Origin of the sequence: Stenotrophomonas sp. SAU14A_NAIMI4_8 (assembly GCF_003086695.1) — a bacterium.
Classification (GTDB): domain Bacteria; phylum Pseudomonadota; class Gammaproteobacteria; order Xanthomonadales; family Xanthomonadaceae; genus Stenotrophomonas.
This window is the reverse complement of the sequence record NZ_CP025999.1, coordinates 2,173,136-2,199,174: the sequence shown is the minus strand read 5'-3', so window position 1 is coordinate 2,199,174 and position 26,039 is coordinate 2,173,136. Positions and strand designations below refer to the sequence as shown.

Genomic DNA, 26,039 nt, shown 5'->3' with positions numbered 1-26,039 from the left:
TGCGCCAGGCACTGAAATGGGGTCAGAGCCTTTCGCGTTGCGAAAGGATCCGACCCCATGGCGGGCAAGGGCTCCCTCCCCGGCCCGCCCTGCCCCCTTGGTCAGTAGTCGTAGCTCACGCTGACCCGCAGCGATCGCGGCGCCTGTCGTACCGTCGCCGCGCCATACAGCGGGTCCGGCTGTCCGGGGTCCAGCTCCGAATACGGCGATTTCCACAGCGCGGTCTGGCTGTTGAACACGTTGAAAACATCCAGATTGAAGCCCAGTCGGCCCTCTGCAGCCGCCGGGCGGTAGGAAACGCCCAGATCCAGCTGCTTCAGCCACGGCAGGCGGCCCTGGCTGCCGGGAGGCGCCGGCTGGCCGTTGTAGAAGTGGTAGGCAATGCCGTAGCCGGACGGATCTTCGAAGTTCGGCCCGTAGGACCCCAGCGCACTGAACGGCGTGCCGGAAAGCGCCTTGATGTTGGCCGACACCAGCCACTCCGGCGTGATCTGGTAGTAGCCGTGCAGCTTGATCTGATGGGTGTGGTCGTTGCTCTGCGGGCCGTTGGTGTGCTCCATCAATTGCGCGTAATCCCACGCCTGGGTGGTGGACACCGCGGTCTGTCCGATGCCGGACAGCAACTGGCCTTCGGTGGTGCCGTAGCTGCGCGACCAGGTGTAATCGGCACGGGCGTACCAGCGGCCATCAAACGGGTGCTCCAGCGACAGGTTCACCGCGTAGTAGTTGCGCTTGAAGCGCGGGAAGCCCATTTCCGCGTTGCTCAGCGGCACGGATACGTAATTTCCGCTGGTATCAACCAGGTTGAAGGTGTTCGCCCGGCCCGGATTGATCAGCCAGCAACTTACCGGGTTGCTGTCCTTGGTCACGTTGTAGCCCAGGCTGCTGGCCTTGCCCAGCACGGCGTCGATATCGCAGTAATCATCCACGCCGCTGCGCAGCACGCGGTACGTGGCCTTGGCGCCGTACACCCAGTTCTGGCCCAGTGCCTTGCTGAAGCCCAGGATGAACTCGTCCTGGTAGGACGGCTCGATGCCCGAGGTGGCCACCGTCTTTGCATCCGGCAGCAGACCGTAGTTGTTGTTGGACGACACCGCGCCAGAGAACGCGGTCAGATCGGTCGGGTAGCCGTTGCTGTCGATGCCGCCGTACGTGTAGTAGGTGGACGTTGCCAGGGTGGCGCCGGCGGCATTGAAGGCCGGGTTCAGTGGCAGCGCCAGGTAGTAGCGGCCCACGTTGCCGAACACCTTGAAGCGCCCGTCCCCGCCCACGTCCCAGCTGAAGCCCAGGCGCGGCGCCCACTGCCCGCTGGTCTGCTTGATATACGCGTCGCCATCACGGTTGAAGTTGGTGAACTGGTCCAGGCGCAGGCCCAGGTTCAACAGCAGGCGATCGGTCACCTGCCAGTTGTCTTCGATGTACTGCGCCCGCTGCGAGGCGCGCACCGAGGCCAGTGCGCTGTAGATGTACTGGCGCACGTAGTAGCCGTCTTCACCATTGCGGATACCACCGGTGGCCGGCACGCCCAGGCCCGTGTTGATCGGCACGTTCGGGTTGGACTGGCCGTAGATCCAGTAGTAGCCATCGGCCGATGCCACCGAGCCACGATTCAGTGCACGCGCGTTCTGGTTGTCGATGCCGACGGTGATGCTGTGGTTGCCCCACACGTAGTTCGCATCCAGCCGCAGGTTGTTAGTGCGGTTGCCACGGTCCGGGTTCACCAGCAACGAGGTGGTCTGTGCATTGGTGATGGGCGTGCCACCGGTAATGGCCGGGTTCTGCAGTGATGCGCTGTTGATGTAGGTCAGGCTGCCGTCGTAGGCGGGATTGCCGATGTAGTCATCGGTGTTCATTTCACCGTACTGCGCGCTTACCGTCAGGCGGTCGGTCAGATAGCCGGTGTACTTGGCCGTCCACAGGTCGCCACCGGTCTTGGTGGTATCTTCCTTGCCGCGCTGTTCGCCCCTGCTCAGCGCGTCGTAGTCGTAGGCGAAGATGTCGCCGCGGAACACGTTTCGGCTGGACGCGCCGGTCAGTTCCAGCAGGTGGTTGTCGGTGATGTTCCAGTCCAGCTTGGCGTACCAGCGCGGCCGGCTGTATTCGTACTTTGAATAGGAATTGGTGGCCTCGACGTTCTTCACGTCGGTGCCCTCGCGGCGTTCCAGTTCGTAGGACCCGAAGAAGAACAGCCGGTCTTCGATCAGCGGGCCGCCGGCATAGATGCTCTGCGTGGTCACCCACTCGCGGTCCTTGCTCTCGGGCGCGTACAGCGCGCCGTCGCCCGGGTAGCGCACATCGTCCTTGTTCGATCGCGCCGAGGCCGGCTCCCACGTCATCTGGCCGCCGAAGTGCCAATCATTGGTGCCGCGCTTGCCAACGGCGTTGATCACGCCGCCGTCGGAGCGGCCGTACTTGGCGCTGTAGCCGCCGGTGTAGATTTCCTGCTGGTCGATGCTGCCGTATGGCAGCGTCAAGCCACCCAGGCCGCGCAAGGGATCGGTCGTGTTGAAGCCGTTGATGTAGTACGCGTTCTCTGCGGCCGACGAACCGCCAAAGCTCACCAGCTGCGCGCCGGTCGGGCCGGCATAGCTGCCGTTGCCGCTGTTGCCGATCACCCCTGGCGCCAGCTGGGCGATAGCCTCGGCCGAGCGCCCCAGCGGCAGCCGCTGCAGCTGCTCGGCGGTGATGACGGTGCGCGAATCCACGCTGCTGACATCGATCGCCGCGGCGGCACGATCGGCGCTGACCTGCACGCCATCCAGCCGGGTAATGCCGGCGAAGGACACTTCCGTGCTGGCGCCCACGGTCAGCGCCACATCTTGGCGGGATTCCAGCACCTTGCCCTCGGCATCGCGCGCTTCCACCGAATAGCGGCCCAGTGGCAGCTGGCTGACAGTGAAGCGCCCGCGTGCATCGACCGCCACCTCGCGGCTGAGGCCGGTGTCACTGCGAACGAAGATGCGCTGCGTGGAAGGCGGCGCCTGGCCGGCGATGGCACCGGTGGTGGACTGCGCATGCAGCGCGGGAGACGCGGTGGCAAGCGCCACCGCCAACGCCAGCAGACGCGGGCGCAGTGAAGAACGAGCTGTCGTCATCGTGTTTCGGTACGGGTAGTGGGGGAAGCGCTGCCCACGCGCCGCAACCGACGCGCCAGACATTGCACATTCATTAACCCCGCTCGCGCCCCAATGCAGAAATGCCCAGTGGTTATCTGCTATTGGCCGATGGCGATAGGCAGGTCTCTGCCCTACCCTCGCATGCGCCCGCTCGCTCCGCCGTGACGCGTCACGATAATGTGCCGGGCGCGCGGCACCTTCATGGCCGAAACCCCAACGCAACGCATACGCCTCCGCAGCGCTTGGGTTAAAAGCGACGCGCTGCAACAAATAGGAATAATCGTAAAATTCGAACGAATTCGAGGCTGGCGTGACGTGCAGCGCCAGAATGGGCGCCACGCCCCAGCGGCGCCGATCACCTCCCGCGCATGAACGGATTCCCTGCACCGCGCCGCCTGCGTCTGGCACTACTGGACGACCACGATGTGGTCCGTCGCGGCACCGCACTCCACCTGGGGGCAGACTTCCGCTTCCAGATCGTGGCCAGCCACTCCGCCAGCGCGTGTTTTGCACGGACGCTGCAGCAGGAGCGGGTAGACGTGGGCATCATCGACCTCAGCCTGGCGCCCGGCGATCTGAGCGGTACGGCGCTGGTGGAACATCTGCGCGAGCACGCACCCCGCACCCCGTTGCTCGCGTTTGCCGGGCAGGCCTCTGCCGCGGCGATCAGCCACCTGCTGGCGGCCGGCATCAATGGCTATGTCGGCAAATCCGAGCCGCTAAGCGAACTGGCCGACGCCGTGGTGCGCGTCTCGCAGGGGCTGTATCGCATTCCCGCCGCGTGTCGGCGGCTGCCGGGCCAGGATGAGTTGAGTCGCAACGAACGCGAAGTGATGCGCCTGCTGCTGGCGGGCTACACCGTTTCGCAGATCGCGCAGCACCGGCACCGCAGCGTCAAGACCATCAGCACCCAGAAAGTCGCGGCGCTGCGCAAGCTGGGGCTGCGCAACGACGCAGAGATCTTTGCCATGCGCCGCGAACTGGAGGCCTTATGAGCTGCACGCCCACCCCTTGGCGCAACGTGGCAATGGTGGCCGCACTGACCCTGCTGCCCTGCGCCTCCGCCGGCGATACGAATCTGTGGCAATGGGGCGATGGTCGCCAGGTGCGCGTGGCCACCTACCCGACCCTGCGCCCCTTCCCTGACGCCCCGGGCAGTCGCCCAGTGCTGCCGACCATCGCCCACGGCTATGCCGAGCTGGTGGAGCGCCACTCCGGGCTGACCTTCGCCGATACGCCCTATGACAGCCTGCGCGAGGCCCTGCTGGCCCTGTGCAGCCGCGAGGCCGACCTGATCCTGGTGCAGGGCAGCGCGCTCGATCACGCCACCTCCTGCGCATTGCAGACCGGTCGGCGCAGCTTCCCCGGCGCAACGACGGCGCTGGCCGGGCGCAACGGAACGCGCCTGCCGCGCGATGCCGATGGGCTGGATGCGGTGGTGCTGGCCGCCGTGCAGGGTGGCGCCTACCCCGGCTGGCTGGCACAGCACGCCGGTGATGTCCGGGTGCTGCCGGTACCGAATGTCTACGCCGCGCTGGCCGCGGTGGAGGCCGGTGCGGCTGACGCGGCCATCGGCATGGAAGCCTCGCTGCGCCCGATCCTGCGACGGCATTTCAGCGAGGGCCTGAAACTGCAGCCGATCCGCTCGGGATTTCCGCAACAGCTGCACCTGCTGGCCCACGCTGACCAGCGGGCGCTGCTGGATCGGGTCGAACAGGGCCTGGACAGGATCAGCCTGGAAGAACACGCCGCGCTGGGCCATCGCTGGGCGGTGCAGACCCTGCCCCGTTCGATTGCCGACGCATTGGCGCAGGCGGGCATGCGCGGTTCGTCGTCACTGCTGCCGCTGGTCGCGCTGGCCGTGGGCGGGTTGTGGCTGCGTCGCCGGCTGGCAGGACGTTGGCGCCAGCGCTCGCAGTCGCAGGCGCGTGCGGTGGGCATGCTCAGTCACGAGGTGCGCAATTCGGCGCACCTGGTGATGTCGGCACTGGATCTGCTGCGGCAGTTGCAACTGCCCGCCAGTGCGCGCGATCTGGTGAGCGCCGCCAATCGCGCGACGCTGGAGCTGCGCGCGCGACTGAATCGCGCACTGGATTTCTCGCGTCTGGCGGCCGGCACGTTCCAGCCCAGCCCCCGCCCCTGCGACGCCGCCGACATCGCAACCCAGGCGCTGGACGCCATCACCCCCGAAGCCCAGCGCAAGGGACTGACTCTGCATCTGGACGTATCGCCACAGCCGCTGCCGGGGCTGCAACTGGACCCGGACTGCCTGCGGCAGTTGCTGGACAACCTGCTGGGCAACGCCATCAAGTTCACCGATGCCGGCGGCATCGAGCTGCGCATGCAGTTGCGCGCAGATGCAGACGCGCCACAGTTGCTGGTGGATGTCATCGATAGCGGCATCGGTATCGCGCCGGCGCAGATGGCGGTGCTGTTCCAGCCCTTCCAGCCCGGCGACGAGGGACAGGCGCGCGGCGGCAGTGGCCTGGGGCTGTCGATCTGCCGCGAGCTGGCAGCATCGATGGGCGGTACGCTGGACGCGCACAGTGTGCAGGGCCGCGGCAGTCGCTTCAGCCTGCGCCTGCCGGTCACGGTCATCCCGTTGCCGGATGCCCAGGCACCGGCCGCGCCTACGGCCGCGGCCACGCCGCTGCTGGCAGGGCTGGATATGCTGCTGGTGGAAGACCACACGCTGTCGCGCCGTGTACTGGCCGCGCAGCTTCGCAGGCACGGTGCGGACGTGCATGAAGTCTCCAGCGCCGGTGCGGCACTGCTGCGCCAGGCGAGCGCGCAGCACGCGGTGATCCTGCTGGATATCGAACTGGGGCACAGCAATGGCTATGCGTTGGCGCCGCAGCTGCGCCAAGCCAGCACGGCCGAAGGTGGCACCACGCAGATCCTGGCGCTGTCGGCCCACACCGGGGCCGCGCACCAGCAGCGCTGCCTGCAGGCCGGCTTCGATGGTGTACTGAGCAAGCCCCTGCAGCTGGATGCGTTGCTGCAGGCCCTGGGTCATTGCGATGCAGCCGCCGAGCCTGCCATGCACGACAGGGTCACACTGGCGGCAGAGATGGCCGAGGATCTTCGGCGCGAACATGCGGCAGCCGAACGTGCGGCGCAGGCTCACGATTTCGTTGCGCTGGCGCACCATGCGCACCGGCTGCATGGCGCGTTGCAGATGCAGGGCCTGCACGAACTGGCGGCGATGGCCGCAACGCTGGCCCAGCACGGGCGCGAGCGCTCGCCCGATTGGGGCGCTGCGGTGCATCTGGTCGATCAACTGCGCATCGTGCACGGCCCCGGTATTGCCGGGGCCGTGCAGCTGCCCTGAATCAGGCGGCGCTGCGCGCGATCTGGCGACGGGTCAGGTCGTTGAAGCGGCCCAGCGACATCAGGTGCTGGTGGATCAGTGCCAGCCAGCCGCTGCGGTGCCATTCGACCACGGTCGCGTCGGGCAGTGCGATGAACTTCTCGACATCCACCACGAAGAAGCCGTTGAGGTTGAATTCGCGGCCATCGGGCAGGCGCACGTTGGCATTGCGCTCCACCAGCAGGTTGTTGTCCACCAGCGCCTTGGAGAAGGCCTGGGTCTGCTCGTGCTCGCGGGTGAACTGACCGCAGAATTCCAGCGCCTGCTGCACCAGCTCGGTGGCCTTGCCATCGGCGAACAGCGGCTGGCCTTCCTCGCCACCGCGGGCGATGCGGGCGCTGTCTTCGTCGATGCCCAGCAGGAAGTCGTTGCCTTCGCCGGTGTCGATGAAGATGAAGGGATGACGGCGCAGATAGGCCGGGATGTAGGTCTCATCGGCCCACAGGCCATCGGTGATGAACAGGTTGTCGTTGGTGATGCCCACCGCCGCCATCGGCACCGCGGTGGGGCCGGCGAACAGGATCGGGAAGTGGTGCAGCGCCAGCGAGAATTCGCCCAGCACCAGCGGGATGGAGTTGCTGCTGGCAGCAAATTCGAGCTTGCCCGGCAGGATCCGCACGTCGGCATGCTTGTCGGCCTGCAGCGGCACCGGACGGGTGTAGAACAGGGGCGCGCTGCTCGGTGCAGCTTCGGTGGTGGTGTCGCTGGTAGTGGTCATCGTAAAACCATGTCGATCATGCGCGCCTGCCATCCCGGGCGCGCCAGCGGGAACAACCTGAACCCCGCATTATCAACAAGCTGGGTGGCCACGACCACCCCGACCACGAATTATTTCAACTGAAGCGGGTAGCGCTGCCACAGAACGTGGACCAGGAAGCCGGCCAGTTCGGTGTCGCGGGCGCTGACGGCCGCGCGGATCTTGTCCAGCAGCACCATGTCGCTGCACGAGCGCACGTCGGCGTGGTTGGCCTGCCCTGCCCTGCGTGCGCGGTAGCGCGCCGCCCGCTGTGCATCGCTCATGGCGTACCCGAACTTGGGCGGCCGACCGCGTTTGCGCGGCAGGGTCAACTCCAGGGTTCCGGGGTCATTGTCATCACGCATGGCGGGTGCGATCGGCGGTAATTCAACAGGGGGTGCGCAATTTATCGTGAGGCATCACTTTAATCCAGCTTTTTCTGCGCTTTTGTTGCGTTGCAGCGGGCATGACCCCGCATCCACGCATGGCGTGGATCTACCGCCGCGCGCAACGCGCCGATGACGTGACGTGTCGACCATTCGTGCAACGCCCCGATGGGCACAGTAGATCCACGCCATGCGTGGATGGCACGCCCATCGCCCCATCCGCCCCCGCGCGCAACGCGCCGATGACGTGACGTGTCGACCATCCTTGCAATGCCACGATGGGCGCAGTAGATCCACGCCATGCGTGGATGGCACGCCCATCGCCCTATCCGCCGCCAACAAAAAGGGGAGCCCGCGAACGGACTCCCCTGCCTTGCCTGCTATGCGGCGCGCACCGGCTCATACCCGTGCAGGTGCGCCTCGCTGCTGGCCCGCCCCTGGCTGAGCGAGCGCAGCGCGGTGGTATACCCCACCAGGTTGGCCAGCGGCGCAAAGCCACTCACCTCGGCGCGACCGTCCTGGTCGTCGATGCGGGCGATGCGGCCGTGGCGGCGATTCAGGTCGCCCACCACGTCGCCCACCGATGCCGACGGCGAATGCACCGTCACTTCCATTACCGGCTCCAGCACCTGGGTGCCGCTGCCAGCCAGTGCCGCCCGCACCGCTTCCAGCCCGGCGCGATGGAAGGCCAGTTCCGAGGAGTCCTTGGCATGGGTTTCGCCATCGACCAGAGTCACCTCGATACCCACCACGGGGTAACCCTGCGGGCCATCGGACAGCGCCGCACGCACACCCTTTTCCACCGCGGCGATGAAGCCACGCGGCACCACGCCACCGACGATGCGGTCGTTGAAGACCACCTCGCCATCTTCGCGCGGCGCAATGTCCAGCACCACGTGGGCAAATTGACCCTGCCCGCCGTTCTGCTTGGACACCCGGCCCACCACACCGGAAACGGCCTTGATGGGCGTTTCCTGGTAGGCCACGCGCGGCGATCCCACGCCCACGTCCACCTTCCATTCGCTGCGCAGGCGCTCGACCATCACCTCCAGGTGCAGCTCGCCCATGCCCCAGACCAGGGTTTCACCACTGTCGCGATCCGTTTCCACACGGAACGACGGGTCTTCCTGGGCCAGGCTGGCCAGGCCCTGCGCGATGCGGATCAGGTCCGCCGCCCGCGCCGGGCTCAACCGCCATGCCAGTACCGGTGCCTGCGCCTGGATGTTTTCCAGTTGCAGCGGCCGTGCCCGGCTGCTCAGCGTTTCACCGCTGACCGCATCTTTCCAGCCCAGCACCGCCACGATGTCGCCGGCCACGGCCTGTTCGATGTCGTGGGTCTGGTCGGCCTGTACCCGTACCAGGCGGCTGACGCGCCGCCCCTGCGGGTGCTGCGAACTGGCCACGGCATCGCCCACCTTCAAGGTGCCCGAGTACAGCCGCACGAAGCTGAGCGCACCGTGCTGCTGGTGGGTGATCTTGAACAGCAGGCCCGCCAGCGGACCGTCCGGGTCCGGCGGCAGCACGACGTCACCCTGCTCGCTCACGGCCGTAACCGCGGGGCGATCCAGTGGCGAAGGCAGGTAATCGACCACCGCGTCCAGCAGCGTCTCGATGCCCTTGTCCTTGAACGCCGCACCGGCCAGCACCGGCACCCCTGCACCGGCCAGGGTGGCCCGGCGCAGCGCAGCGCGCAGCAGCGCTGCATCGATGGCGCGGCCTTCCAGCCAGGCATCGGCCAGCGCGTCGTCGTGGTCGGCCACCGCCTCGATCAGGGCCTGGCGATGTGCCTGCCATTGCGTGCGCGCGGCATCGTCCCACGCCGAAACGGTGGTGGCGCCATCGTCGTGCCACTGCAGCACGCGCTCATCGACCAGGTCCACCCAGCCGTTGAACGCGCTTTCGCTGCCCAGCGGTACACCCAGCGCCCACGGCCGCGCCTGCAGCTTGTCCTGCATCTGCTCCAGCACACGCCCGAAGTCGGCACCCACGCGGTCCATCTTGTTGACGAAGGCAATGGATGGCACACCATGCCGGCGCGCCTGGCGCCACACGGTTTCCGACTGCGGCTGTACGCCATCCACGGCCGAGAACACGGCCACGGCACCGTCGAGCACGCGCAGCGAACGTTCCACTTCAATGGCGAAGTCGATATGGCCGGGGGTGTCGATCAGCGTGAGCCGGTGCGGCGGCAGATCGCGCGGCGCCCACTGCGCCTGCACGGCGGCGGCGCCGATGGTGATGCCACGCTCGCGCTCGATGGCCGAAAAATCGGTGGTCGCATTGCCGTCGTGCACTTCGCCGACGCGATGGATCTCGCCGCTTTTCCACAGCAGGCGTTCGGTCAGCGTGGTCTTGCCAGCGTCGATGTGGGCAATGATGCCCAGGTTGCGGCGGCGGGAAAGGGTCTGGGTGTTCATGAGATAGGTTCCTGCAAAGCCAACTTCAGGGGCCGCACACCCCGGTTGGCGACAGGGCATGCGGCTAGCGTTCGGTCTCGGCGATCTGGTGCATGGCACGTTCTCCTTGGGTCGAGCCGGCGGCGCCGGCGGCGTTGAAAATGAAACTGCGGAAACGAAAAGAGCGCCCCGAAGGGCGCTCTGTGGATGGTCCAACGATAGCCGTATCAACGGCTTCGTGGCACTCCAGGCAGATACGCCCGTTCCGCGCTTGCGCGGGTCAGGGTGAAAAACTTCAGGAGCGGCATCCGGTTCATGCAGCGCATTCTAGACCTGCCAATCTGGCGCGCAAGGGGCTATTGCACACGCCAATGGAACAATGAGGTGTAATGGGTTCAGAGCCTTTCGCTTTGCGAAAGGATCCGACCCCGGGCGGAGGTGCGGGGTCAGATCCCTTGGCCACGCCAAGGGCTCTGACCCCAGCAACGGCCGGTCACTCGCAGCCGTTGATCCGCCGCGCGTCGCCCACGGTTGCCGCGTTGTCACCGGTCACCGACACCCAACCCTTCAGCGAGTACGCCGGATCGACCTCGCCACGCCGCGGGGTGGTATGGAAGGTGACTTCGGTCCAGCTGCCTACCGCGCCGAGTTCGCTCAGACGTGCGTCCTGGTCTTCGTCCGTACTGAAGGTATCACCCGGCTTGGAGCGCTTGGCCGTATTCACCGTGGCGGTCTTCACCGCGCGCACCCGCAAAGCGCCATTGGGCATGCGCTGGCTGGTCACATCGTAGCGCTCGGTGCCGTAGGCCCACGGGCGTTCGGCCTGGCGGCGCACTTCGCTGCCATCGTCGGCCACGGCAACCGAGCCATCCACCATCTCGGCAATGGCCGCATAGCTGGTGTAGCCGGCCATCATGGCCTGTGCGCCGATCATCTGTCGCTGCTCCAGCGGCAGTTCGCTGGCAGCAGGCTTCATGCCCGGCAGTTTCAGATAAGCGGACTTCTTGCACAGCACCAGCACCTGCTGGTCGGCCCACGCCATCATCATCTCACCGCCCGCGTAGTAGTGCGTGGTGAACAGATCCGGCGTGGCGCCCTTGCCCTTGGCGCTGCGCGTTTCGATCGAGGTGGCCTGGTCGGCCGCCTTGCTCAACGACACCGAGGTCGTGGCTGCATTGGCCGCACACGCCGAAGCAAACAGCGCAGCGACAAGTGCGGTACGTGCGAAGGGAACTTTCATGGGGGTCATTCCGTTGAAGAAAAACGAACCGCCAAGGATACGTCGCGGCGCGAACGGAAGCTTTGCTGCGTGGGGTCAGAGCCTTTCGCTGGGCGAAAGGATCTGACCTTGGGCATTCAGCCGTCAGCCGGCGGATCAAAGTCAAACCGATGTTCAACGAATCCGCCTTCATCCTTGCCGTCGCGCTGTGCGGGCACGTAGCACCAGTTCCACACGCTCTCTGCTGCAGCCGCATCCTGCGCGGCATCACCACTGGACTGGACCACTTCGACTGAACGCAGCATTCCTGCAGCATCCACCTGCATGCGCACAACGGCCGTTCCACCGGAGAACCGGTCGGGCGGATACTCGGGCGGATTCAGGAACGGAGAGAAGAACGAGATGGAAGGCTCAGACGATCGGGTCGCTTTGAAACTGCAGTCATCACGCCGATAGAAGCGCTTCTCGCGTGCCTGTACGATCCGCTTCACCGATGCCACGGCTATCTCCGCGCAGGCGTCGGCGTGCAGCGCAAGACGACTTCGGCAGACCGTATCAGCCGCGCGCTCAGGGGCGGAGTGCTGCACGCACCCTGCGGACGCCAGCATGCAGACCGTAATGGCAGTCACGTGAAGCAACTTCATGGTGGCAGGCCGGCGGAAGCGGGCTGCACAGGATTCCATCGGCCCAACGCGCCGGTCCATGCAACTTTTCCGAATTTCGACCCTGGGGCCGAGCTTGGGGTCAGAGCCTTTCGCGGGGCGAAAGGATCTGACCCCCGACAGTCAGGTCACTACTACCAGCGGCACGCCACGCTTGGGGTGCTGCAGCACCACTACGTCCTGCTGGTATACACGCTGCAGGTTGGCCTCGGTCAGCACGTGCGAGGGGGTGCCATCGGCGGCCACCCTGCCCTGTTCCAGCAGCACGATGCGGTCGGCGTAACCGGCGGCAAGATTCAGATCGTGCAGCACCACGATCACGCACGCACCGGCTTCGGCACAGGCGCGCACGCTGCGCAGGGTACGTTCCTGGTGCCGCAGGTCGAGCGCTGCGGTGGGTTCGTCCAGCAGCAACAACGGCGTGTCCTGCGCCAGCACGCGAGCAAACGTGGTGCGCGCCGATTCGCCGCCGGACAACTGCTGTACTTCGCGCAGGCGCAGTGCCTGCAGCTCGGCCGCACCAATGGAGGCTTCCACGCGCGCATCGTCCACGGCCGGATCGGGTGGGTGCGGCAGGCGCCCCATCGCCACCACTTCTTCCACGCTGAAGGCGAAGCGCACGCCATGTTCCTGCGGCATCACCGCGCGCTCGCGCGCCAGCGGCCCGGCCTTGTAGGCATGCAGCGCACGTCCGTTCAACGCCACGTCGCCGACGTCGGCGCGCAGGTCGCCCGCAGCTACCGCCAGCAAGGTGGATTTGCCGGCACCATTGGGACCCACCAGGGCAGTGACCGTGCCCGGCGCGAAATCCAGGGTGATGCCATGCAGGATCTCGCGCTGCTGGCGGCGCACCACCACATCGCGCAGGCTCAGCAAGGCGCTCATGCAGCCACCTTGCGGCGCTGCTGCAGCACCAGCCACAGGAAGAACGGCGCGCCCAGCGCGGCCGAGAACAGCCCCAACGGAATCTCCGCAGGCGGATCCAGCGTCCGCGCGGCGGTGTCGGCCACCACGATCAGCAGCGCGCCCAGCACGCCCGATACCGGCAGCAGCCAACGATGCCCCGGGCCCACCAGCAGGCGCGCCACGTGCGGCACCACCAGGCCCACGAAGCTGATCGAGCCGGCAAATGCCACCGCCGCGCCCACCAGCAATGCACTGAAGGCCACCAGACGGCGGCGCGTGCGCGCCACGTCCAGGCCCAGATGCTGCGCCTGGCGCTCCCCCAGTGCCAGCATGTCCAGCGGCGTGGCCAGGCGCAGCAGCGCGAACACGCCGATGGCGAACAGCGGCAGCACCGCTGCCACGTCCGACCAGTTGGCGCGCGCCAGCGAACCCATCTGCCAGAACACCAGCGACTGCAGCTCGCTTTCGCTGGCGATATAGGTCAGGAAGCCGATCAGCGCCGAACAGAACGCGGCCATCGCAATACCTACCAGCAGCAACGTGGCATTGCCGGTGCCCTTGCCCGGGCGTGCCAGCGCATAGGTCAGGCCGATGGCCGCAGCGCCGCCCCCGAAGGCCGCCACCGGCACCAGCCAGCCGGCGGCACCGGCCGCGCCCAGCACGATGGCCGCCACCGCACCCAGCGCCGCACCCTGGCTGACACCGACGATGCCAGGGTCTGCCAGCGGATTGCCGAACAGCCCCTGCAGACTGGCGCCCGCCATGGCCAGCGCCGCGCCCACCATCGCCCCCAACAGGGCGCGCGGAATGCGCAGCTGCCAGACCACCGCCAGATCGCGGCTGCTGACCGCCTGCGGATCGACCAGGCCCAGTTTCACCCCCAGCGCCTGCAGCACCTCCAGCGGCGGCAGCCGCAGCGGGCCGACGGCGAACGACGCCAGCACTGCCCCCAGCAGTGCCAGCAACGCAACCAGCAACATCACCCGCCCGCGACGGCGGCGCCGATCCGCAGGGCTCATGCCGGCGGCAGCGCCGCAAAGGCCTTGGCCAGCGCCAGCGCACCCGCACCCGAGCCCACGCTGGTGTACTTCAGCTGCACATCCGGCAGCACCCAGACCCGGTCGGCGGCGCCGGCCGGGGTCTGCTTCAGGGTCGGATAGGCCTTCCACAGCCCATCAGCACCGCCGAACTGCTGCAGGTCGTGCTCGGTCACCAGAATCACTTCCGGCGCCGCGGCCACCACACCCTCGTTGCTCAACTGCGAATAGTTCTTCACCCCGGCTTCGGTACCGATGTTCACGCCGCCAGCCAGCGCGATCAGCTGCGCCGAGGCGCTGTCCGCACCTGCCACGGTGGGCAGACCGCCGGCGCCGGTGGCCGATACGTGAATCACGCGCGGCGCATGGGCCAGGCCCTTGCCGATCCCGGCGGCCTCATCCAGCTGGCGCTGCACCTGGGTGGCCAGGGTCTGCCCGGCATCGGCAAGACCGATCGCCGCCGCGATCTTGCGCACCTTGTCTGGTGCGGGCTGCAGATCGTCCACCACCACGGCCGGCTCGCCCACTTCACGCAGCTTCTTCGACAGCTCGGTGTGGCGCCGCAGGCTGTTGCCCAGGAACAGCGAGCCCTGCAGGCTCAGTACGCCTTCCACGCCGGTGGTGCGGTTGAACAGGAACTGATGCGGCGCGGCCAGGCCGGCCTGGGTGGTGGTGTTGGTGGGCGCGGCAAACACCTGCCTGCCAGCGCCCAGCGCTTCCAGCACCGCAATCACGTCATCGCCGCCGGCAATGATCCGGCTGGCATCCTTCACTTCCACTTGCGCGCCGTCATCACTGGTTACCGTGGTCGGCAGTGCGGCCTTCTGCTCCTGCAGGGCCGGCACATCCACGCCGGCCACGCGCTGCCAGCCAGCCGGCAGTTCCGGCGCAGCGCCTGCCGAAGCCGCAGCAGACCCGGCGGCCGGCGCAGCGGCATCGGTCGCGCTCGGCGGCGCACTGCCACCGCAGGCGGCCAACGCCAGCGAAACGGCCAACGGGAGCGCACACAGGCGCAGATGGGAAGCGAAGTTCATGCGAATTCTCCTTGCTGGCCGGGCGAAGGCACTGCCCCCGCCCGGCACGGGGGTTACGGCTGGCGCAGGCTGATGCGGGTGATGCGGTCACCCTTGGGGTCTTCGGCGCCACGCGACTTGTTCACGGCAAACACATTGCCCTTGCCGTCGGCGCGCACGTGGTTGGGCAGCGTGCCGCCATCCAGGTTGCCGACGATGTTGCCATCACGGCTGACCGCGGTAACCGTACCGGCACCACGATTGGTGACGTAGGCCAGGCCGCTCTTGTCATCGAACGCGACGTTCAGCGCACCGGCGCCGACCGGCACGTCGTGCACGACCTTGCCGCTGGCCACGTCGACGATCAGCAGGTTGTCGGTGCCCTGCGAGGCGACGTACAGACGGTTCTGCTGCGCATCGAAGGCCACGCCCGAAGCGCTGATCGAATTGCCCAGGTCGATCACCTTGTCCACCTTGCCGCCGGCCACGTCGATCACCGCCGCTTCCGGGGTGCCGATGCTGACGGTGAACAGCTTGCCGGCCTTTTCATCCAGCACCAGGCTCATCGGGGTGAATTTGCCTTCGTCCACGCCCGATTCCAGGGTGATCGATTCCAGCGGCTTCAGCGTCTTGGCGTCGAACACCGACAGGTGGTCTTCGCCCGTTGCCGAAGCGAATACCTTGCCGTGGGTGCCATCGACCACCACGTCGCGCGCATGCGGCACGGCATCGACCGGGAACTGGTGGACCAGCGACAGATCCTTCTGGCGGTAGACGGCCACCGTGTTCTGGCGGGTGTTGGTGACCCACACGTTGCCGTTGGTGTCATCCACACCCACGCCGTACACCGCGTAGACCGCGCCGTTGGTGCTGCCCGGCACCTGCGCCGGGGTGATCGCCTTGGTCACCTTCAGGCTCTTGGGGTCCAGCTTCAGCAGCTGCGACTGGGTAACCGGCGGGCGGCCAACGGCCGAGGTAACGAACACCGCGTTGCTGGCGGCGCTGTAGGCCGACTGGTACAGGCCCGGCACCAGCTTGTTGGACTGGGTGGCGAACTGCTGCTGGCCCGACAGCGGCAGCTGCGGCGAGATGCGCAGCTTCAGCACGGTGGCGGCCGCCGGCTGGCTGGCGCGCACCACCACCGGGTGGGTGCCCGGCACCGCATCGGCCGGGATGGCCAGCTGGGTCTTGAAGTTGCCATCGGCATCAACCACCACCGGCTGGCTGTTCAGCACGGTATCGCCGCGCACCAGGCTGATCTGCTGGCCGGGCACGAAGCCGCGGCCGGTGACATCGGCGGTGCTGCCCGGCACCACGTTCTCGCCACGCGAGACCACCTGGCCCTTGAAGGTCGCGTTGGCCGGCTGGTCGAACACCGGCTGCGCCGATGCGGTAACGGCCAGCAACAGGCCGGCGGCCAGGGAAGTAAGACGGAAGGAAGAACGGGACGACATGGAAGGCTCCTTGCACACGTAGGCCGCGCCGCGTGGCGCGGGATTCATCGGTTGCCTGGGCCGCTGCACATCGACAGCCAAGCCTGGGTAGTGGGGTCGCACGGATTGGCCGTGCGCGGTTGTCATTCGGTGGCGTTGGACGCGGCCGGCGCCTTGCCATCCGCTTCGCTGCGGTCGGCCACGCCGTACAGCTCATGCAGGGCGGCGTGGAACGAGGCTGGCAGCATCGGGCCATGGCCCAGCCCCGGGAACTCGCGGTACTGCACCTGCAGCGCCGGCACCTTGGCCAGGCGCGTGGACAGCTGCATGGCCGCATCCGGTGTGGCGCCACCAATGCGGCGCAGGTGCGCGACCACGCGCGGGTTGTTCATATCACGCTTGCCGCGGTCACCCACGCGCTCGGCACCGCCCAGCATCAACCAGACCTTGGCCGGCTGGCCGTGCACGTTCTGCACGAACTGCTGTTCCGGGTCGCCCAGCGCAGCGCCCTGCGCCCACCACAGGGACGGGCTGGCGGCCACGAAGTACTGGAAGGCCGCCGGGCGGGTGTACAGCGTGTTGAGCACGAACAGCCCGCCCAGCGAATGACCCCACAGCGCCTGTTGCTGCGGGTCGATCTTCGCGCGGCGCTCGACCTCGGGCTTGATGCGGCGTTCGATCACATCCAGGAACGCGGCGGCGCCGCCCCCGGTGGCCTGGGTGGTACCGGCCTCATCGTCGGCGCGATCGATCCAGGCGGTGTAGTCTCGGGTGCGCGACGGCGAATCGATGCGCAGTTCATTGTCATAACCGATCATCACCAGCACCGGCGGTGCCTTGCGGGCGGCCAGCTCGGCCAGCAGCGACTGGTCCAGCACCATGGCCACCGCATTGCCGTCCAGGGCGTACAGCACCGGCGCGGGGGTCTTGCCCGCCTTGGCCGGGATCGCCACGTTCACCCGCCAGCGGCGCTGCTGGTCCGGGCTGTCGATCACGAAACGTTCGAAGCGGTAGCTGGACGCGGGCTCGTCCAGCACGGTGCGGCCCATCAGCTGCTGCGGGTTGCGCTGCTGTGCATGGGCGTAGGGAGCGGCCATCAGGACCCCCATCATCAGGGCGGCCAGACAGCCGACGGAGCGTACGGAAAACATCATGGGTGACGGATGCGGCGGGCCGGGCCGCCTCTTCATCAAGGGACCGCAGTCTATCCTAGATGCGAATGCTTATCACCTAGATCAAACGTCACGCTGTGTATCACGCGCGCGAGTGGCCGCCCGGTGTGCATACTGCCGTCATGCGCGATACCGCCTCCACGTTGCTGCCTGTACTGCGATGGCTCGCCCCTGCCCTTGCCTGCGCCGCTGCATTGGCCACGACCAGCTGCCCCCCCCAGCCGCTGAAGGTGGTGGTGCTGCTGAAGGGCGACACCCGCTACCAGACGCGCACCATGCAATGGCCGCGCGGCGAGGTGACGGTCGAGTTCGTGTCAGGCGGTCGTTACGCGACCGAAGACCTGAACGCCGCCGTTGCCAGCGGTTTGCTGGCCGCGCACTTCCCCGGCGCGCACGGTATCGGTACCGATGCCGTGAACGGGCGGATTCTGGTGGACGCGGCGGACGACGTCGCGTATGCGCGCCACCAGGCCGCGGCGGCTGAACTGGAGAAGGAGCTGGGCGTGCCGATCGCCATCAAGCGCGGCAAGGGCGATTGGCGTTTGTAGCCTCGAGTTTGCTCGACTGAAGCCCGGCTTTTGTAGAGTCGAGCTTGCTCGACTGCTTTCAATCCAGCAGTCGAGCAAGCTCGACTCTACGAAGAGCACAAGGCAGTCGAGCAAGCTCGACTCTACAAGAGCGCGAAAGGCAGTCGAGCAAGCTCGACTCTACAGACGCTTTGCGGCCCTGGCTGCTTCGCGCTCGGCGCGCAGCCGGTCCAGCTTTTCCTTCAGCTTGATTTCCAGCCCGCGCGGCACCGGGTTGTAGTACACCCGCTCGCCCATCGCATCGGGGAAGCCGGTCTGGTCCAGCGCGATGCCGCCTTCGGCATCGTGGTCGTACTGGTACTCGGCGCCGTAGCCCAGCTCCTTCATCAGCTTGGTCGGTGCGTTGCGCAGGTGCAGCGGCACTTCTTCGGTACCGCTCTCGCGCACATCGGCCTTGGCCTGGTTAAAGGCCGCATAGCCGGCATTCGACTTGGCGGTGCTGGCCAGGTACAGCACCAGCTGCGCGAAGGCGAGCTCGCCTTCCGGGCTGCCCAGCCGCTCGTAGATGTCCCAAGCCTCCAGCGCCATGCTCTGCGCGCGCGGGTCGGCCAGGCCGATATCTTCGATGGCCATGCGGGTCAGGCGGCGCGCCAGGTAGGACGGATCGCAGCCGCCATCGAGCATGCGGGTCAACCAGTACAGCGCGGCATCGGGGTTGGAGCTGCGTACCGACTTGTGCAGCGCCGAGATCTGGTCGTAGAACTGCTCGCCGCCCTTGTCGAAGCGGCGGGTGCGGTCGGCCAGCACCTGGGTCAGGGTCTGCGGGGTGATGCGACCGCCCTCCCCGCCCGCCAGCTCGGCGGCGATTTCCAGCAGGGTCAGCGCACGCCGCACGTCACCGTCGGCGGCCGTGGCGATTTCCAGCAGCAGCTCGGGGGCGACCTCGATGCGCGCCTCGCCCAGGCCGCGCTCGCGGTCGCCCAGCGCTCGTTCCAGCGCCTCGACAATATCCGTGGGCGACACCGCTTCCAGCACGTGCACGCGGCAGCGCGACAGCAGCGCGGAATTCAGTTCGAACGAGGGATTCTCGGTGGTGGCGCCAACGAACAGGATGGTGCCGCGTTCGATGTGCGGCAGGAAGGCATCCTGCTGCGCCTTGTTGAAGCGGTGCACTTCGTCCACGAACAGCACGGTGCGGCGGCCCTCGGCGAAACGCTGCGCGGCCTCGGCCAGCACCTGGCGCACTTCGGGCAGGCCAGAGAGCACGGCAGAGATGGCGCGGAATTCGGCGTCGGAGTATTCGGCCAGCAGCAACGACAGCGTGGTCTTGCCACAGCCGGGCGGGCCCCACAGGATCATCGAATGCACGCGACCGGATTCGACCGCGCGGCGCAGCGCGCTTTCCGGCGCCAGCAGGCGCTTCTGCCCGACCATTTCGTCGAGGGTGCGCGGGCGCATGCGCTCGGCCAGCGGGCGCAGATGATCCCGATCAACGCTCAGCAGATCGGGGCCGGGGAAGGAAGTGGAACGATGTCTTGGCACCGGGGCATTGTACCGCGAGAGCGTGCCAACCAAGGTTGGCACCTACCAAAGCCAGGGGCCCGCGCATCGGTAGCGCCGGGCCATGCCCGGCGTCACACCTCAATTACCGATGACGTCGGTGCCCTTCGGCGGGGTGAAGCTGAAGGTGCCGGCGGCGAAGCCGGGGTTGCGCTTCCAGCCACTGAAGGTGATCACGGTGCGCTGGCCGACGGCATCGGTGATTTCCATCTTGGCCAGGCCCTGCGCATTGAAGCCCAGTGCGGCGTACTGGAAGCTGGCTTCGGTATCCCGCTTGGGCGACAGCGACAGCCACTGCAGGCCGTCACGCTTGGCCGCTTCTTCGCTCAGGTCGTACTGCTGTTCCAGCAGCGCCGGGTTGATCAGTGCAGTCAGCGGGCTGTTCTGCTCTTCCTTGCCCTGCTCGCGCACGGTGGCCTGTTCCAGGTCCGGCTCGTACATCCAGACCTTCTTGCCGTCGGCCACGATCAGCTGTTCGTGCGGGCGCACGTATTCCCAGCGGAACAGTCGCGGCGCCGACAGCGCAACGCGGCCACTGGTCGATTCCTTCACCTTGCCGCGGCTGTCGAACACCTGCTGGCTGAACTGCCCATCCAGACCCTTCAGGCCACTGGTGAAGGCTTTCAGGTCATCGCGGGCGCCAGCCCAGGCGCTGCCAGCGGCGGCGCAGGCCACGGCCAGGGTGGTGGTGGCAAGGAAACGACGGAAGCGGATGTTCATGCGGGAATCCTGTGGGCGCGTGCGCCAGGAAAGTTGGGTGCCAGTGTGCCCGGGCAAAGATGAATGGGCGATCAGGGCGACATTATGCCGCCCCGCGCGTGCATCGGCGATTCAGTTGCCGCCGGTCGGCAATCTGCCGTACAGCACTTGGCCACGGAAGCCGCGGCGCACTTCCCGGTACAGCGCCCGGAACGCGGCATAGTCCTGCGGCTGGCACAGCGCCTGCGGGCCGCGCACCGCGTTCTGCTGCAGGCGGTGGTGCACGGTCACTTCCTGGCCGTTGCGGCTCCAGTCCACGCGGTAGTCGCCGGCCGCATTGGTGAAGCGCTGGCTGGCCGGAATGGCGATGATCGGCGCGTTGTCCGGGAACTGCAGGCGATAGGTTTCCTCGCGCAGGCTGGCATTGCAGTAGAACGGGGTCTGGTTGTCCGGCGCCGACGCGCTTGCGTACAGCCCGCGCACCGATTCACCCCCGGGCGGATCGGGCACAGCCATGCCGCCGGCCACGGCGAAGTCGACGTAGTCCTCGGCCTGGAACGCCATGCGGTAGCCGAACGGCCGGGTCAGGTCGACCGGCACGCCCTGCAGCTGCAGCTGCCCGCGGCCATCGAAACCGGACGCGGCCATGATCGACTCCTCTGCCCGTGCGCGGTTCTGCGCATTGAGCTGGGCGAACTGCGCGCGCATGCCGATCTCGGCGTTGTCGCCCAGCTGCGGCACGGTCTCGCCACGCAGGTTGCCCTGCGCATCGAAGGTGAAGCGCACGTCCATCACTGTGGCATTGCGCTGCGGGTCGTTGGCCGGGGTGCGCGCCACGCTGGCAGTGCGCGTGTGCAGTACCGGCGCGCCCAGATCACCATCGGGCAACTGGCCGAAACGCGCCCAGGCGCTGGTCGAATCCAGGTACAGATCGAATTCGGGCACGTAGGTGATGGCGTGGTTGAAGCGGCCCAGCACCGGAATCTTCGGCAGGGTCGGCCCGCCACCGGCGCCGATCAGCACCGGCGAGCTGGCAATGCCCTTGGCCGCCAGCAGCGCTTCCAGGATCGCCACGTGGTCCTTGCAGTCGCCATAGTGGTTGTCCAGGATGCTCTGCGCGCTGTTCGGCTCCAGCCCACCATTGCCCAGGTAGACCGCCACGTAGCGGATGTTCTGCGCCACCCAGCGGTACAGCGCATCGGCCTGTGCCTTGCGGTCGCTGATGCCGGCGGCCACTTCATCGGCCAGGGCCTGGATCTGCGGGGTCACCTGTGCCGCCTCCCCCGCCTTCAGCTGGTAGGCACGGCCCATCTGCGCCCAGTCCTTGTAGGTGCTGGCCATGATGTTCGGGCCAAACTCCCACACCGCCGCCGACCAGTTCTGCGCCTGCATCGGTTCGCGCCGCTGGTAGCGCCAGCGCCACTGCGCCTGGCCGTTCTTCACCTGCGGGCGGTCGCTGCCCTGCACGCCCCGGCTGTCCACGTACATGGGCAGGTTGGCCGGCGCGCTCAGGGTCACTTCGGCATCGTCGTACTGGGTGAACACATTGAAGGTTTCCCACAGCCCGAAGTAGCCCGGGAAATACGGCGTCAGCTGGGTGCGCCGCACCTGGTAGAACAGCCGCGTGCCCGGCGCCAGGTTGGGGAACACGATCACCCGCACCTTGCGGTCGGCATACATGGCGGCCGCGGCGCTGGAATAGCTTTCCTGGGTATAGATGCGGTCGGCCGGCACGTCGCGGCGCTGGCCGTCGGCGGTGAGCGTGTAGGCGCTCACCACCTCCAGCGTTTCCATCTTCTCGCTGTAGCTCAGCCGCACCTGGCTGAACTGCTCCACCGCCGCCTTGGTCTTGAGCAGAATTTCGTAGGTTTCGGTCTGGATGTTGCCGGCGTCGGCACGCACCTGGTAGTCGGCGCGATAGCGCACGAAGCTGAAGTTGTTGCTGGCCTCGGCATCGCTGCTGGTGGACGGCGGCGCCGGCTGCGGCACGCCGGCGTCAGCCAGAGCGGGGCCGACCGCCAGCGCGCAGGCCAGCGCCAGCACGCGGGGAAGAAGTCGATGCATGCGTCGGTTCCTTGGACGTGGTGGCGGTGGCGGGGCTTACTTCGGCGGCGGCGGTGCCAGCACCGTGCGGTCGCCGTTGTGTTCGGGCGCGCTGACCACACCGGCCGCTTCCATGGCCTCGATCAGGCGTGCCGCGCGGTTGTAGCCGATCTTCAGGCGCCGCTGCACACCGGAAATGGAGGCGCGGCGGGTTTCGGTCACCACGCGCAGGGCCTCGTCGTACAGCGGGTCGGATTCGTCGCCGGCCGCGCTGGTTTCCGGCAGGCCGGTGGCACCCACCACCACGCCATCGCCCAGGGTCTGCACTTCGTCCAGCACGCCCTCGATGTAGTCGGCCGGGCCCATCGCCTTCAGGTGCTCGACCACGCGGTGCACTTCATCGTCGGACACGAACGCACCGTGCACGCGCTCGGGCATGGCCGTGCCCGGCGGCAGGTACAGCATGTCGCCGTGGCCGAGCAGGGTTTCGGCACCGGACTGGTCCAGGATGGTGCGCGAATCGATCTTCGAGCTGACCTGGAAGGCAATGCGGGTGGGGATGTTGGCCTTGATCAGGCCGGTGATCACGTCCACCGACGGGCGCTGGGTCGCCAGGATCAAGTGGATGCCGGCCGCACGCGCCTTCTGTGCCAGGCGGGCGATCAGCTCTTCCACCTTCTTGCCGACGATCATCATCATGTCGGCGAATTCGTCGATGAAGATGACGATGAACGGCAGGGTTTCCAGCGGGCGCGGCGCCTCGCCCAGTTCCGGGTTGGGCCTGAACAGCGGGTCCATCAGCGGCTGGCCGGCGTCCTCGGCGTCCTTCACCTTCTTGTTGAAGCCGGCCAGGTTGCGCACGCCCACCGCGCTCATCAGCTTGTAGCGGCGCTCCATTTCGGCCACGCACCAGCGCAGGCCGTTGGCGGCCTCCTTCATGTCGGTGACCACCGGCGCCAGCAGATGCGGAATGCCCTGGTAGACGCTCAGTTCCAGCATCTTCGGGTCGATCATCAGCATGCGCAGGTCTTTCGGCGAGCCCTTGTACAGCAGGCTGAGCACCATGGCGTTGACCGCCACCGACTTGCCCGAGCCGGTGGTACCGGCCACCAGCAGGTGCGGCATGCGCGCCAGGTCGGCCACGGTGGGCCGGCCGGCGATGTCCTTGCCCAGCGCCAAGGTCAGCACGCTGGCCGCCTTGTCGTATTCCTTTGAGCGCAGCAGCTCGGAAAGGAAGATCATTTCGCGGGTGACATTGGGGATTTCCAGGCCGATCACCGACTTGCCCGGAATCACATCGACCACACGCACCGACTTCACCGACAGGCCGCGGGCGATGTCCTTGTCCAGCGAGCTGATCTGGCTGACCTTGATGCCCGGCGCCGGCTCGATCTCGAAGCGGGTGATGACCGGACCCGGATAGGCGCCGACCACCTGCGCATCGATGCGGAAGTCCTTCAGCTTGAACTCGATCTGCCGCGACAGGGTTTCCAGCGTTTCCTCGTCGTAGCCCTTGGGCTGCGGCTTGGGGTCATCCAGCAGCGCCAGCGGCGGCAGGTCCGAGCCGTCGCCATTGACGCCACGGAACATGGGAATCTGGTTGTCACGCTTGGCCCGGTCGCTCTTCTCGATCACCGGCTCCGGGCGCGGCTCGATCTTCACCGGCTCGCGCTTGGCGCGCACTTCGGCATCGGCCTTGCGCACTTCCTGCCGCTCCTCACGCAGGGCGCGGGTCTGCTTCCATTCGGTGGCCTGTTCCTTCTTGCGCTCCAGCAACGGCGCCAGCGACATCACGCCGCGGCCGATCTTTTCCATCACCGCAAACCACGACAGACCGGTGGCCAGGGTGATCGAGGCCAACAGCAGCACCAGCACGAACAGATTGGCGCCCAGCGCGCCGAAGCCCACGGTGAGCGAATTGCCCACCAGCTTGCCGAGGATGCCGCCGGCGCTGGACACATCACCACTGAACAGGCGCACGTGCAGGAAGCCGGTGCCGGCAATCAGGAAGCCGACCAGGCCGACCAGGCGCAAGGCCGGGTCCAGGTCGTTGTCGCCCTTGGCTTCGCGCTTGAGCCCGAACATTGCGATCCACGACAGGGCGCCCAGCACCACCGGCAGCAGGAAGGCGATGTAGCCGAACAACTGCAGCAGCACATCGGCAATCCAGGCGCCGGCACGGCCGCCCATGTTGTGCACGGGGGCGACCACGCTGCCGGTGTGCGACCAACCGGGATCACTGGCTGAATAGGTAAAGAGACTGGCGGCCAGGTACAGCAGCGCCGGAGCGATCGCGATCAGCCCCAGGTCGCGCCACAGGCGCTGGCGCCGTGGATTGTCGGTCGTTGCCGCGGCCGCCGTGCGACGCGACGCCTTGCTGTCGTCGGACTTGGAGCGTTCGGGCACCTGCTTCGCCACCTTAGACCATACCTTTGGAATGCGCTGTTAGTGGTTGATAATAAACGACACGGCGTCAGTTTTCAGTCACCGCAGCCGAACGGGCGCCAGAACGGCGTCAATCCGCCCGTGGGCGACCGCGTTCTGTTCATCGGCTTGAATCGCCCTGCCCCAGCCGCCACTCTATGACCAGCCAAGGTTGCCGCGCAAACCGCAGCCGCGCCTTGTCCCATCTACCTTTTCGCGAGTCTACATGAGCACCAGCCTGCCCTCCCGCCATCAGCGCCTCGTCATCCTCGGTTCCGGCCCGGCCGGTTGGACCGCCGCGGTTTATGCCGCCCGCGCCAACCTGAAGCCGGTGGTCATCACCGGCCTGCAGCAGGGTGGCCAGCTGATGACCACCACCGAAGTGGACAACTGGCCGGGCGACGCCCACGGCCTGATGGGCCCGGACCTGATGGCGCGCATGCAGGCTCACGCCGAGCGCTTCGAGACCGAGGTCATCTTCGACCACATCCATACGGCCGACCTGTCGCAGCGCCCGTTCAAGCTGATCGGTGACAGCCACGAGTACACCTGCGACGCGCTGATCATCTCCACCGGCGCCACCGCCAAGTACCTGGGCATTCCGACCGAGGAAACCTTCAAGGGCCGCGGCGTGTCCGCCTGCGCCACCTGCGACGGCTTCTTCTACCGCGACCAGGACGTGGTGGTGGTCGGCGGCGGCAACACCGCCGTGGAAGAGGCCCTGTACCTGTCCAACATCGCCCGCAAGGTCTACCTGGTGCACCGCCGCGACACCCTGAAGGCGGAAAAGATCATGCAGGACAAGCTGTTCGCCAAGGTCGCCGCCGGCAAGATCGAAACCGTCTGGCACCACCAGGTGGAAGAAGTGCTGGGCAACGACGCCGGCGTAACCGGCGTGCGCGTGAAGTCGACCCTGGACGGCAGCACCCGCGACATCGAGGCCCATGGCTTCTTCGTGGCCATTGGCCACCACCCGAACACCCAGCTGTTCGACGGCCAGCTGGCCATGAACAACGGCTACCTGGAAATCCGCTCGGGTCTGGGCGGCAACGCCACCCAGACCTCGGTGGAAGGTGTGTTCGCCGCCGGCGACGTGGCCGACCAGCACTACCGCCAGGCGATCACCTCGGCCGGCTTCGGCTGCATGGCCGCGCTGGACGCCGAGCGCTACCTGGACGCACAGGGCAAGGCCAGCTGACCGGCCAGGTTGTAGAGTCGAGCCATGCTCGACTGGACCATGCAAGACAAAGGCCGGCGCGAAAGCGCCGGCCTTTTCGTTTACTGCGCCAGGCCAGCAACGTTTCGGGCCAAGGCGCTCACGTCAGGACTACCCACGGCAA

General features: G+C 67.2%; 19 protein-coding genes. 4 read left to right on the top strand and 15 right to left on the bottom strand.

Going from position 1 to position 26,039, the window contains the following annotated elements:
• Positions 1–101: 101 nt before the first annotated feature.
• A complete protein-coding gene (locus tag C1930_RS10135; RefSeq protein WP_108772578.1) occupies positions 102–3,095 on the bottom strand; it encodes a TonB-dependent receptor in 2,994 nt (997 codons plus the stop codon).
• 389 nt (positions 3,096–3,484) lie between these two features.
• On the opposite strand from C1930_RS10135, the gene C1930_RS10130 reads away from it, so the two are divergent.
• Positions 3,485–4,111, top strand: coding sequence for a response regulator transcription factor (locus tag C1930_RS10130; protein ID WP_108771631.1), 627 nt, complete (start codon positions 3,485–3,487; stop codon positions 4,109–4,111).
• Positions 4,108–6,447, top strand: coding sequence for an ATP-binding protein (locus tag C1930_RS10125; protein ID WP_234412764.1), 2,340 nt, complete (start codon positions 4,108–4,110; stop codon positions 6,445–6,447). The genes C1930_RS10130 and C1930_RS10125 overlap by 4 nt, the downstream gene beginning before the upstream one ends.
• A gap of 1 nt (position 6,448) precedes the next feature.
• On the opposite strand, the gene C1930_RS10120 is transcribed toward C1930_RS10125, so the two are convergent.
• The 10 genes from C1930_RS10120 to C1930_RS10075 form a co-directional block, all read right to left on the bottom strand.
• Entirely contained in the window at positions 6,449–7,204 is a 756-nt protein-coding gene (locus tag C1930_RS10120) for a SapC family protein (RefSeq protein ID WP_108749617.1), read from the bottom strand.
• Between the two features lie 110 nt (positions 7,205–7,314).
• Complete coding sequence (locus C1930_RS10115) at positions 7,315–7,587, bottom strand: hypothetical protein (RefSeq protein WP_079221882.1); 273 nt, start codon at positions 7,585–7,587, stop codon at positions 7,315–7,317.
• 401 nt (positions 7,588–7,988) lie between these two features.
• Complete coding sequence (gene fusA, locus C1930_RS10110) at positions 7,989–10,025, bottom strand: elongation factor G (protein ID WP_108771630.1); 2,037 nt, start codon at positions 10,023–10,025, stop codon at positions 7,989–7,991.
• Positions 10,026–10,497: 472 nt separating this feature from the next.
• A complete protein-coding gene (locus C1930_RS10105) occupies positions 10,498–11,244 on the bottom strand; it encodes a hypothetical protein (RefSeq protein ID WP_108771629.1) in 747 nt (248 codons plus the stop codon).
• A gap of 116 nt (positions 11,245–11,360) precedes the next feature.
• Positions 11,361–11,927 (bottom strand): TonB family protein, encoded by a 567-nt coding sequence (locus C1930_RS10100; protein ID WP_108771628.1) that lies wholly within the window; start codon positions 11,925–11,927, stop codon positions 11,361–11,363.
• An 81-nt stretch (positions 11,928–12,008) separates the two neighbouring features.
• The gene (locus tag C1930_RS10095; protein WP_108771627.1) at positions 12,009–12,770 is read right to left on the bottom strand and encodes a heme ABC transporter ATP-binding protein; all 762 of its coding nucleotides are present in this window, start codon (positions 12,768–12,770) and stop codon (positions 12,009–12,011) included.
• Positions 12,767–13,810, bottom strand: coding sequence for an iron ABC transporter permease (locus tag C1930_RS10090; RefSeq protein ID WP_108756165.1), 1,044 nt, complete (start codon positions 13,808–13,810; stop codon positions 12,767–12,769). The genes C1930_RS10095 and C1930_RS10090 overlap by 4 nt, the downstream gene beginning before the upstream one ends.
• Complete coding sequence (locus tag C1930_RS10085; RefSeq protein ID WP_108771626.1) at positions 13,807–14,862, bottom strand: ABC transporter substrate-binding protein; 1,056 nt, start codon at positions 14,860–14,862, stop codon at positions 13,807–13,809. Before C1930_RS10085 ends, C1930_RS10090 begins: the two co-directional genes overlap by 4 nt.
• Before the next feature lie 53 nt (positions 14,863–14,915).
• On the bottom strand, positions 14,916–16,295 hold the full coding sequence (locus C1930_RS10080) for a YncE family protein (protein ID WP_108771625.1): 1,380 nt from the start codon (positions 16,293–16,295) through the stop codon (positions 14,916–14,918).
• 122 nt (positions 16,296–16,417) lie between these two features.
• On the bottom strand, positions 16,418–17,428 hold the full coding sequence (locus C1930_RS10075) for an alpha/beta hydrolase-fold protein (RefSeq protein ID WP_108771624.1): 1,011 nt from the start codon (positions 17,426–17,428) through the stop codon (positions 16,418–16,420).
• A 140-nt stretch (positions 17,429–17,568) separates the two neighbouring features.
• On the opposite strand from C1930_RS10075, the gene C1930_RS10070 reads away from it, so the two are divergent.
• Positions 17,569–17,994 (top strand): hypothetical protein, encoded by a 426-nt coding sequence (locus tag C1930_RS10070; protein WP_159093584.1) that lies wholly within the window; start codon positions 17,569–17,571, stop codon positions 17,992–17,994.
• 159 nt (positions 17,995–18,153) lie between these two features.
• Here the strand turns inward: C1930_RS10070 and C1930_RS10065 are convergent, their stop codons facing one another.
• The 4 genes from C1930_RS10065 to C1930_RS10050 form a co-directional block, all read right to left on the bottom strand.
• Positions 18,154–19,431, bottom strand: coding sequence for a replication-associated recombination protein A (locus C1930_RS10065; RefSeq protein ID WP_234412762.1), 1,278 nt, complete (start codon positions 19,429–19,431; stop codon positions 18,154–18,156).
• 183 nt (positions 19,432–19,614) lie between these two features.
• Positions 19,615–20,253, bottom strand: a complete 639-nt coding sequence (gene lolA, locus C1930_RS10060) for an outer membrane lipoprotein chaperone LolA (RefSeq protein ID WP_108771621.1) — start codon at positions 20,251–20,253, stop codon at positions 19,615–19,617.
• A gap of 111 nt (positions 20,254–20,364) precedes the next feature.
• Positions 20,365–22,296 (bottom strand): DUF3857 domain-containing protein, encoded by a 1,932-nt coding sequence (locus C1930_RS10055; protein ID WP_108771620.1) that lies wholly within the window; start codon positions 22,294–22,296, stop codon positions 20,365–20,367.
• A gap of 36 nt (positions 22,297–22,332) precedes the next feature.
• A complete protein-coding gene (locus tag C1930_RS10050; RefSeq protein WP_108771619.1) occupies positions 22,333–24,693 on the bottom strand; it encodes a DNA translocase FtsK in 2,361 nt (786 codons plus the stop codon).
• Positions 24,694–24,925: 232 nt separating this feature from the next.
• Between C1930_RS10050 and trxB the strand changes: the two genes are divergently transcribed.
• Positions 24,926–25,897 (top strand): thioredoxin-disulfide reductase, encoded by a 972-nt coding sequence (gene trxB, locus C1930_RS10045; RefSeq protein ID WP_108749607.1) that lies wholly within the window; start codon positions 24,926–24,928, stop codon positions 25,895–25,897.
• The last annotated feature ends 142 nt before the right edge of the window (positions 25,898–26,039 follow it).

Bases quoted from the DNA above. Each gene is read 5' to 3' on its own strand.
- C1930_RS10135 (WP_108772578.1), bottom strand. From the start codon at position 3,095: ATGACGACAGCTCGTTCTTCACTGCGCCCGCGTCTGCTGGCGTTGGCG.
- C1930_RS10130 (WP_108771631.1), top strand. From the start codon at position 3,485: ATGAACGGATTCCCTGCACCGCGCCGCCTGCGTCTGGCACTACTGGAC.
- C1930_RS10125 (WP_234412764.1), top strand. From the start codon at position 4,108: ATGAGCTGCACGCCCACCCCTTGGCGCAACGTGGCAATGGTGGCCGCA.
- C1930_RS10120 (WP_108749617.1), bottom strand. From the start codon at position 7,204: ATGACCACTACCAGCGACACCACCACCGAAGCTGCACCGAGCAGCGCG.
- C1930_RS10115 (WP_079221882.1), bottom strand. From the start codon at position 7,587: ATGCGTGATGACAATGACCCCGGAACCCTGGAGTTGACCCTGCCGCGC.
- fusA (WP_108771630.1), bottom strand. From the start codon at position 10,025: ATGAACACCCAGACCCTTTCCCGCCGCCGCAACCTGGGCATCATTGCC.
- C1930_RS10105 (WP_108771629.1), bottom strand. From the start codon at position 11,244: ATGAAAGTTCCCTTCGCACGTACCGCACTTGTCGCTGCGCTGTTTGCT.
- C1930_RS10100 (WP_108771628.1), bottom strand. From the start codon at position 11,927: ATGGACCGGCGCGTTGGGCCGATGGAATCCTGTGCAGCCCGCTTCCGC.
- C1930_RS10095 (WP_108771627.1), bottom strand. From the start codon at position 12,770: ATGAGCGCCTTGCTGAGCCTGCGCGATGTGGTGGTGCGCCGCCAGCAG.
- C1930_RS10090 (WP_108756165.1), bottom strand. From the start codon at position 13,810: ATGAGCCCTGCGGATCGGCGCCGCCGTCGCGGGCGGGTGATGTTGCTG.
- C1930_RS10085 (WP_108771626.1), bottom strand. From the start codon at position 14,862: ATGAACTTCGCTTCCCATCTGCGCCTGTGTGCGCTCCCGTTGGCCGTT.
- C1930_RS10080 (WP_108771625.1), bottom strand. From the start codon at position 16,295: ATGTCGTCCCGTTCTTCCTTCCGTCTTACTTCCCTGGCCGCCGGCCTG.
- C1930_RS10075 (WP_108771624.1), bottom strand. From the start codon at position 17,428: ATGATGTTTTCCGTACGCTCCGTCGGCTGTCTGGCCGCCCTGATGATG.
- C1930_RS10070 (WP_159093584.1), top strand. From the start codon at position 17,569: ATGCGCGATACCGCCTCCACGTTGCTGCCTGTACTGCGATGGCTCGCC.
- C1930_RS10065 (WP_234412762.1), bottom strand. From the start codon at position 19,431: ATGCGCCCGCGCACCCTCGACGAAATGGTCGGGCAGAAGCGCCTGCTG.
- lolA (WP_108771621.1), bottom strand. From the start codon at position 20,253: ATGAACATCCGCTTCCGTCGTTTCCTTGCCACCACCACCCTGGCCGTG.
- C1930_RS10055 (WP_108771620.1), bottom strand. From the start codon at position 22,296: ATGCATCGACTTCTTCCCCGCGTGCTGGCGCTGGCCTGCGCGCTGGCG.
- trxB (WP_108749607.1), top strand. From the start codon at position 24,926: ATGAGCACCAGCCTGCCCTCCCGCCATCAGCGCCTCGTCATCCTCGGT.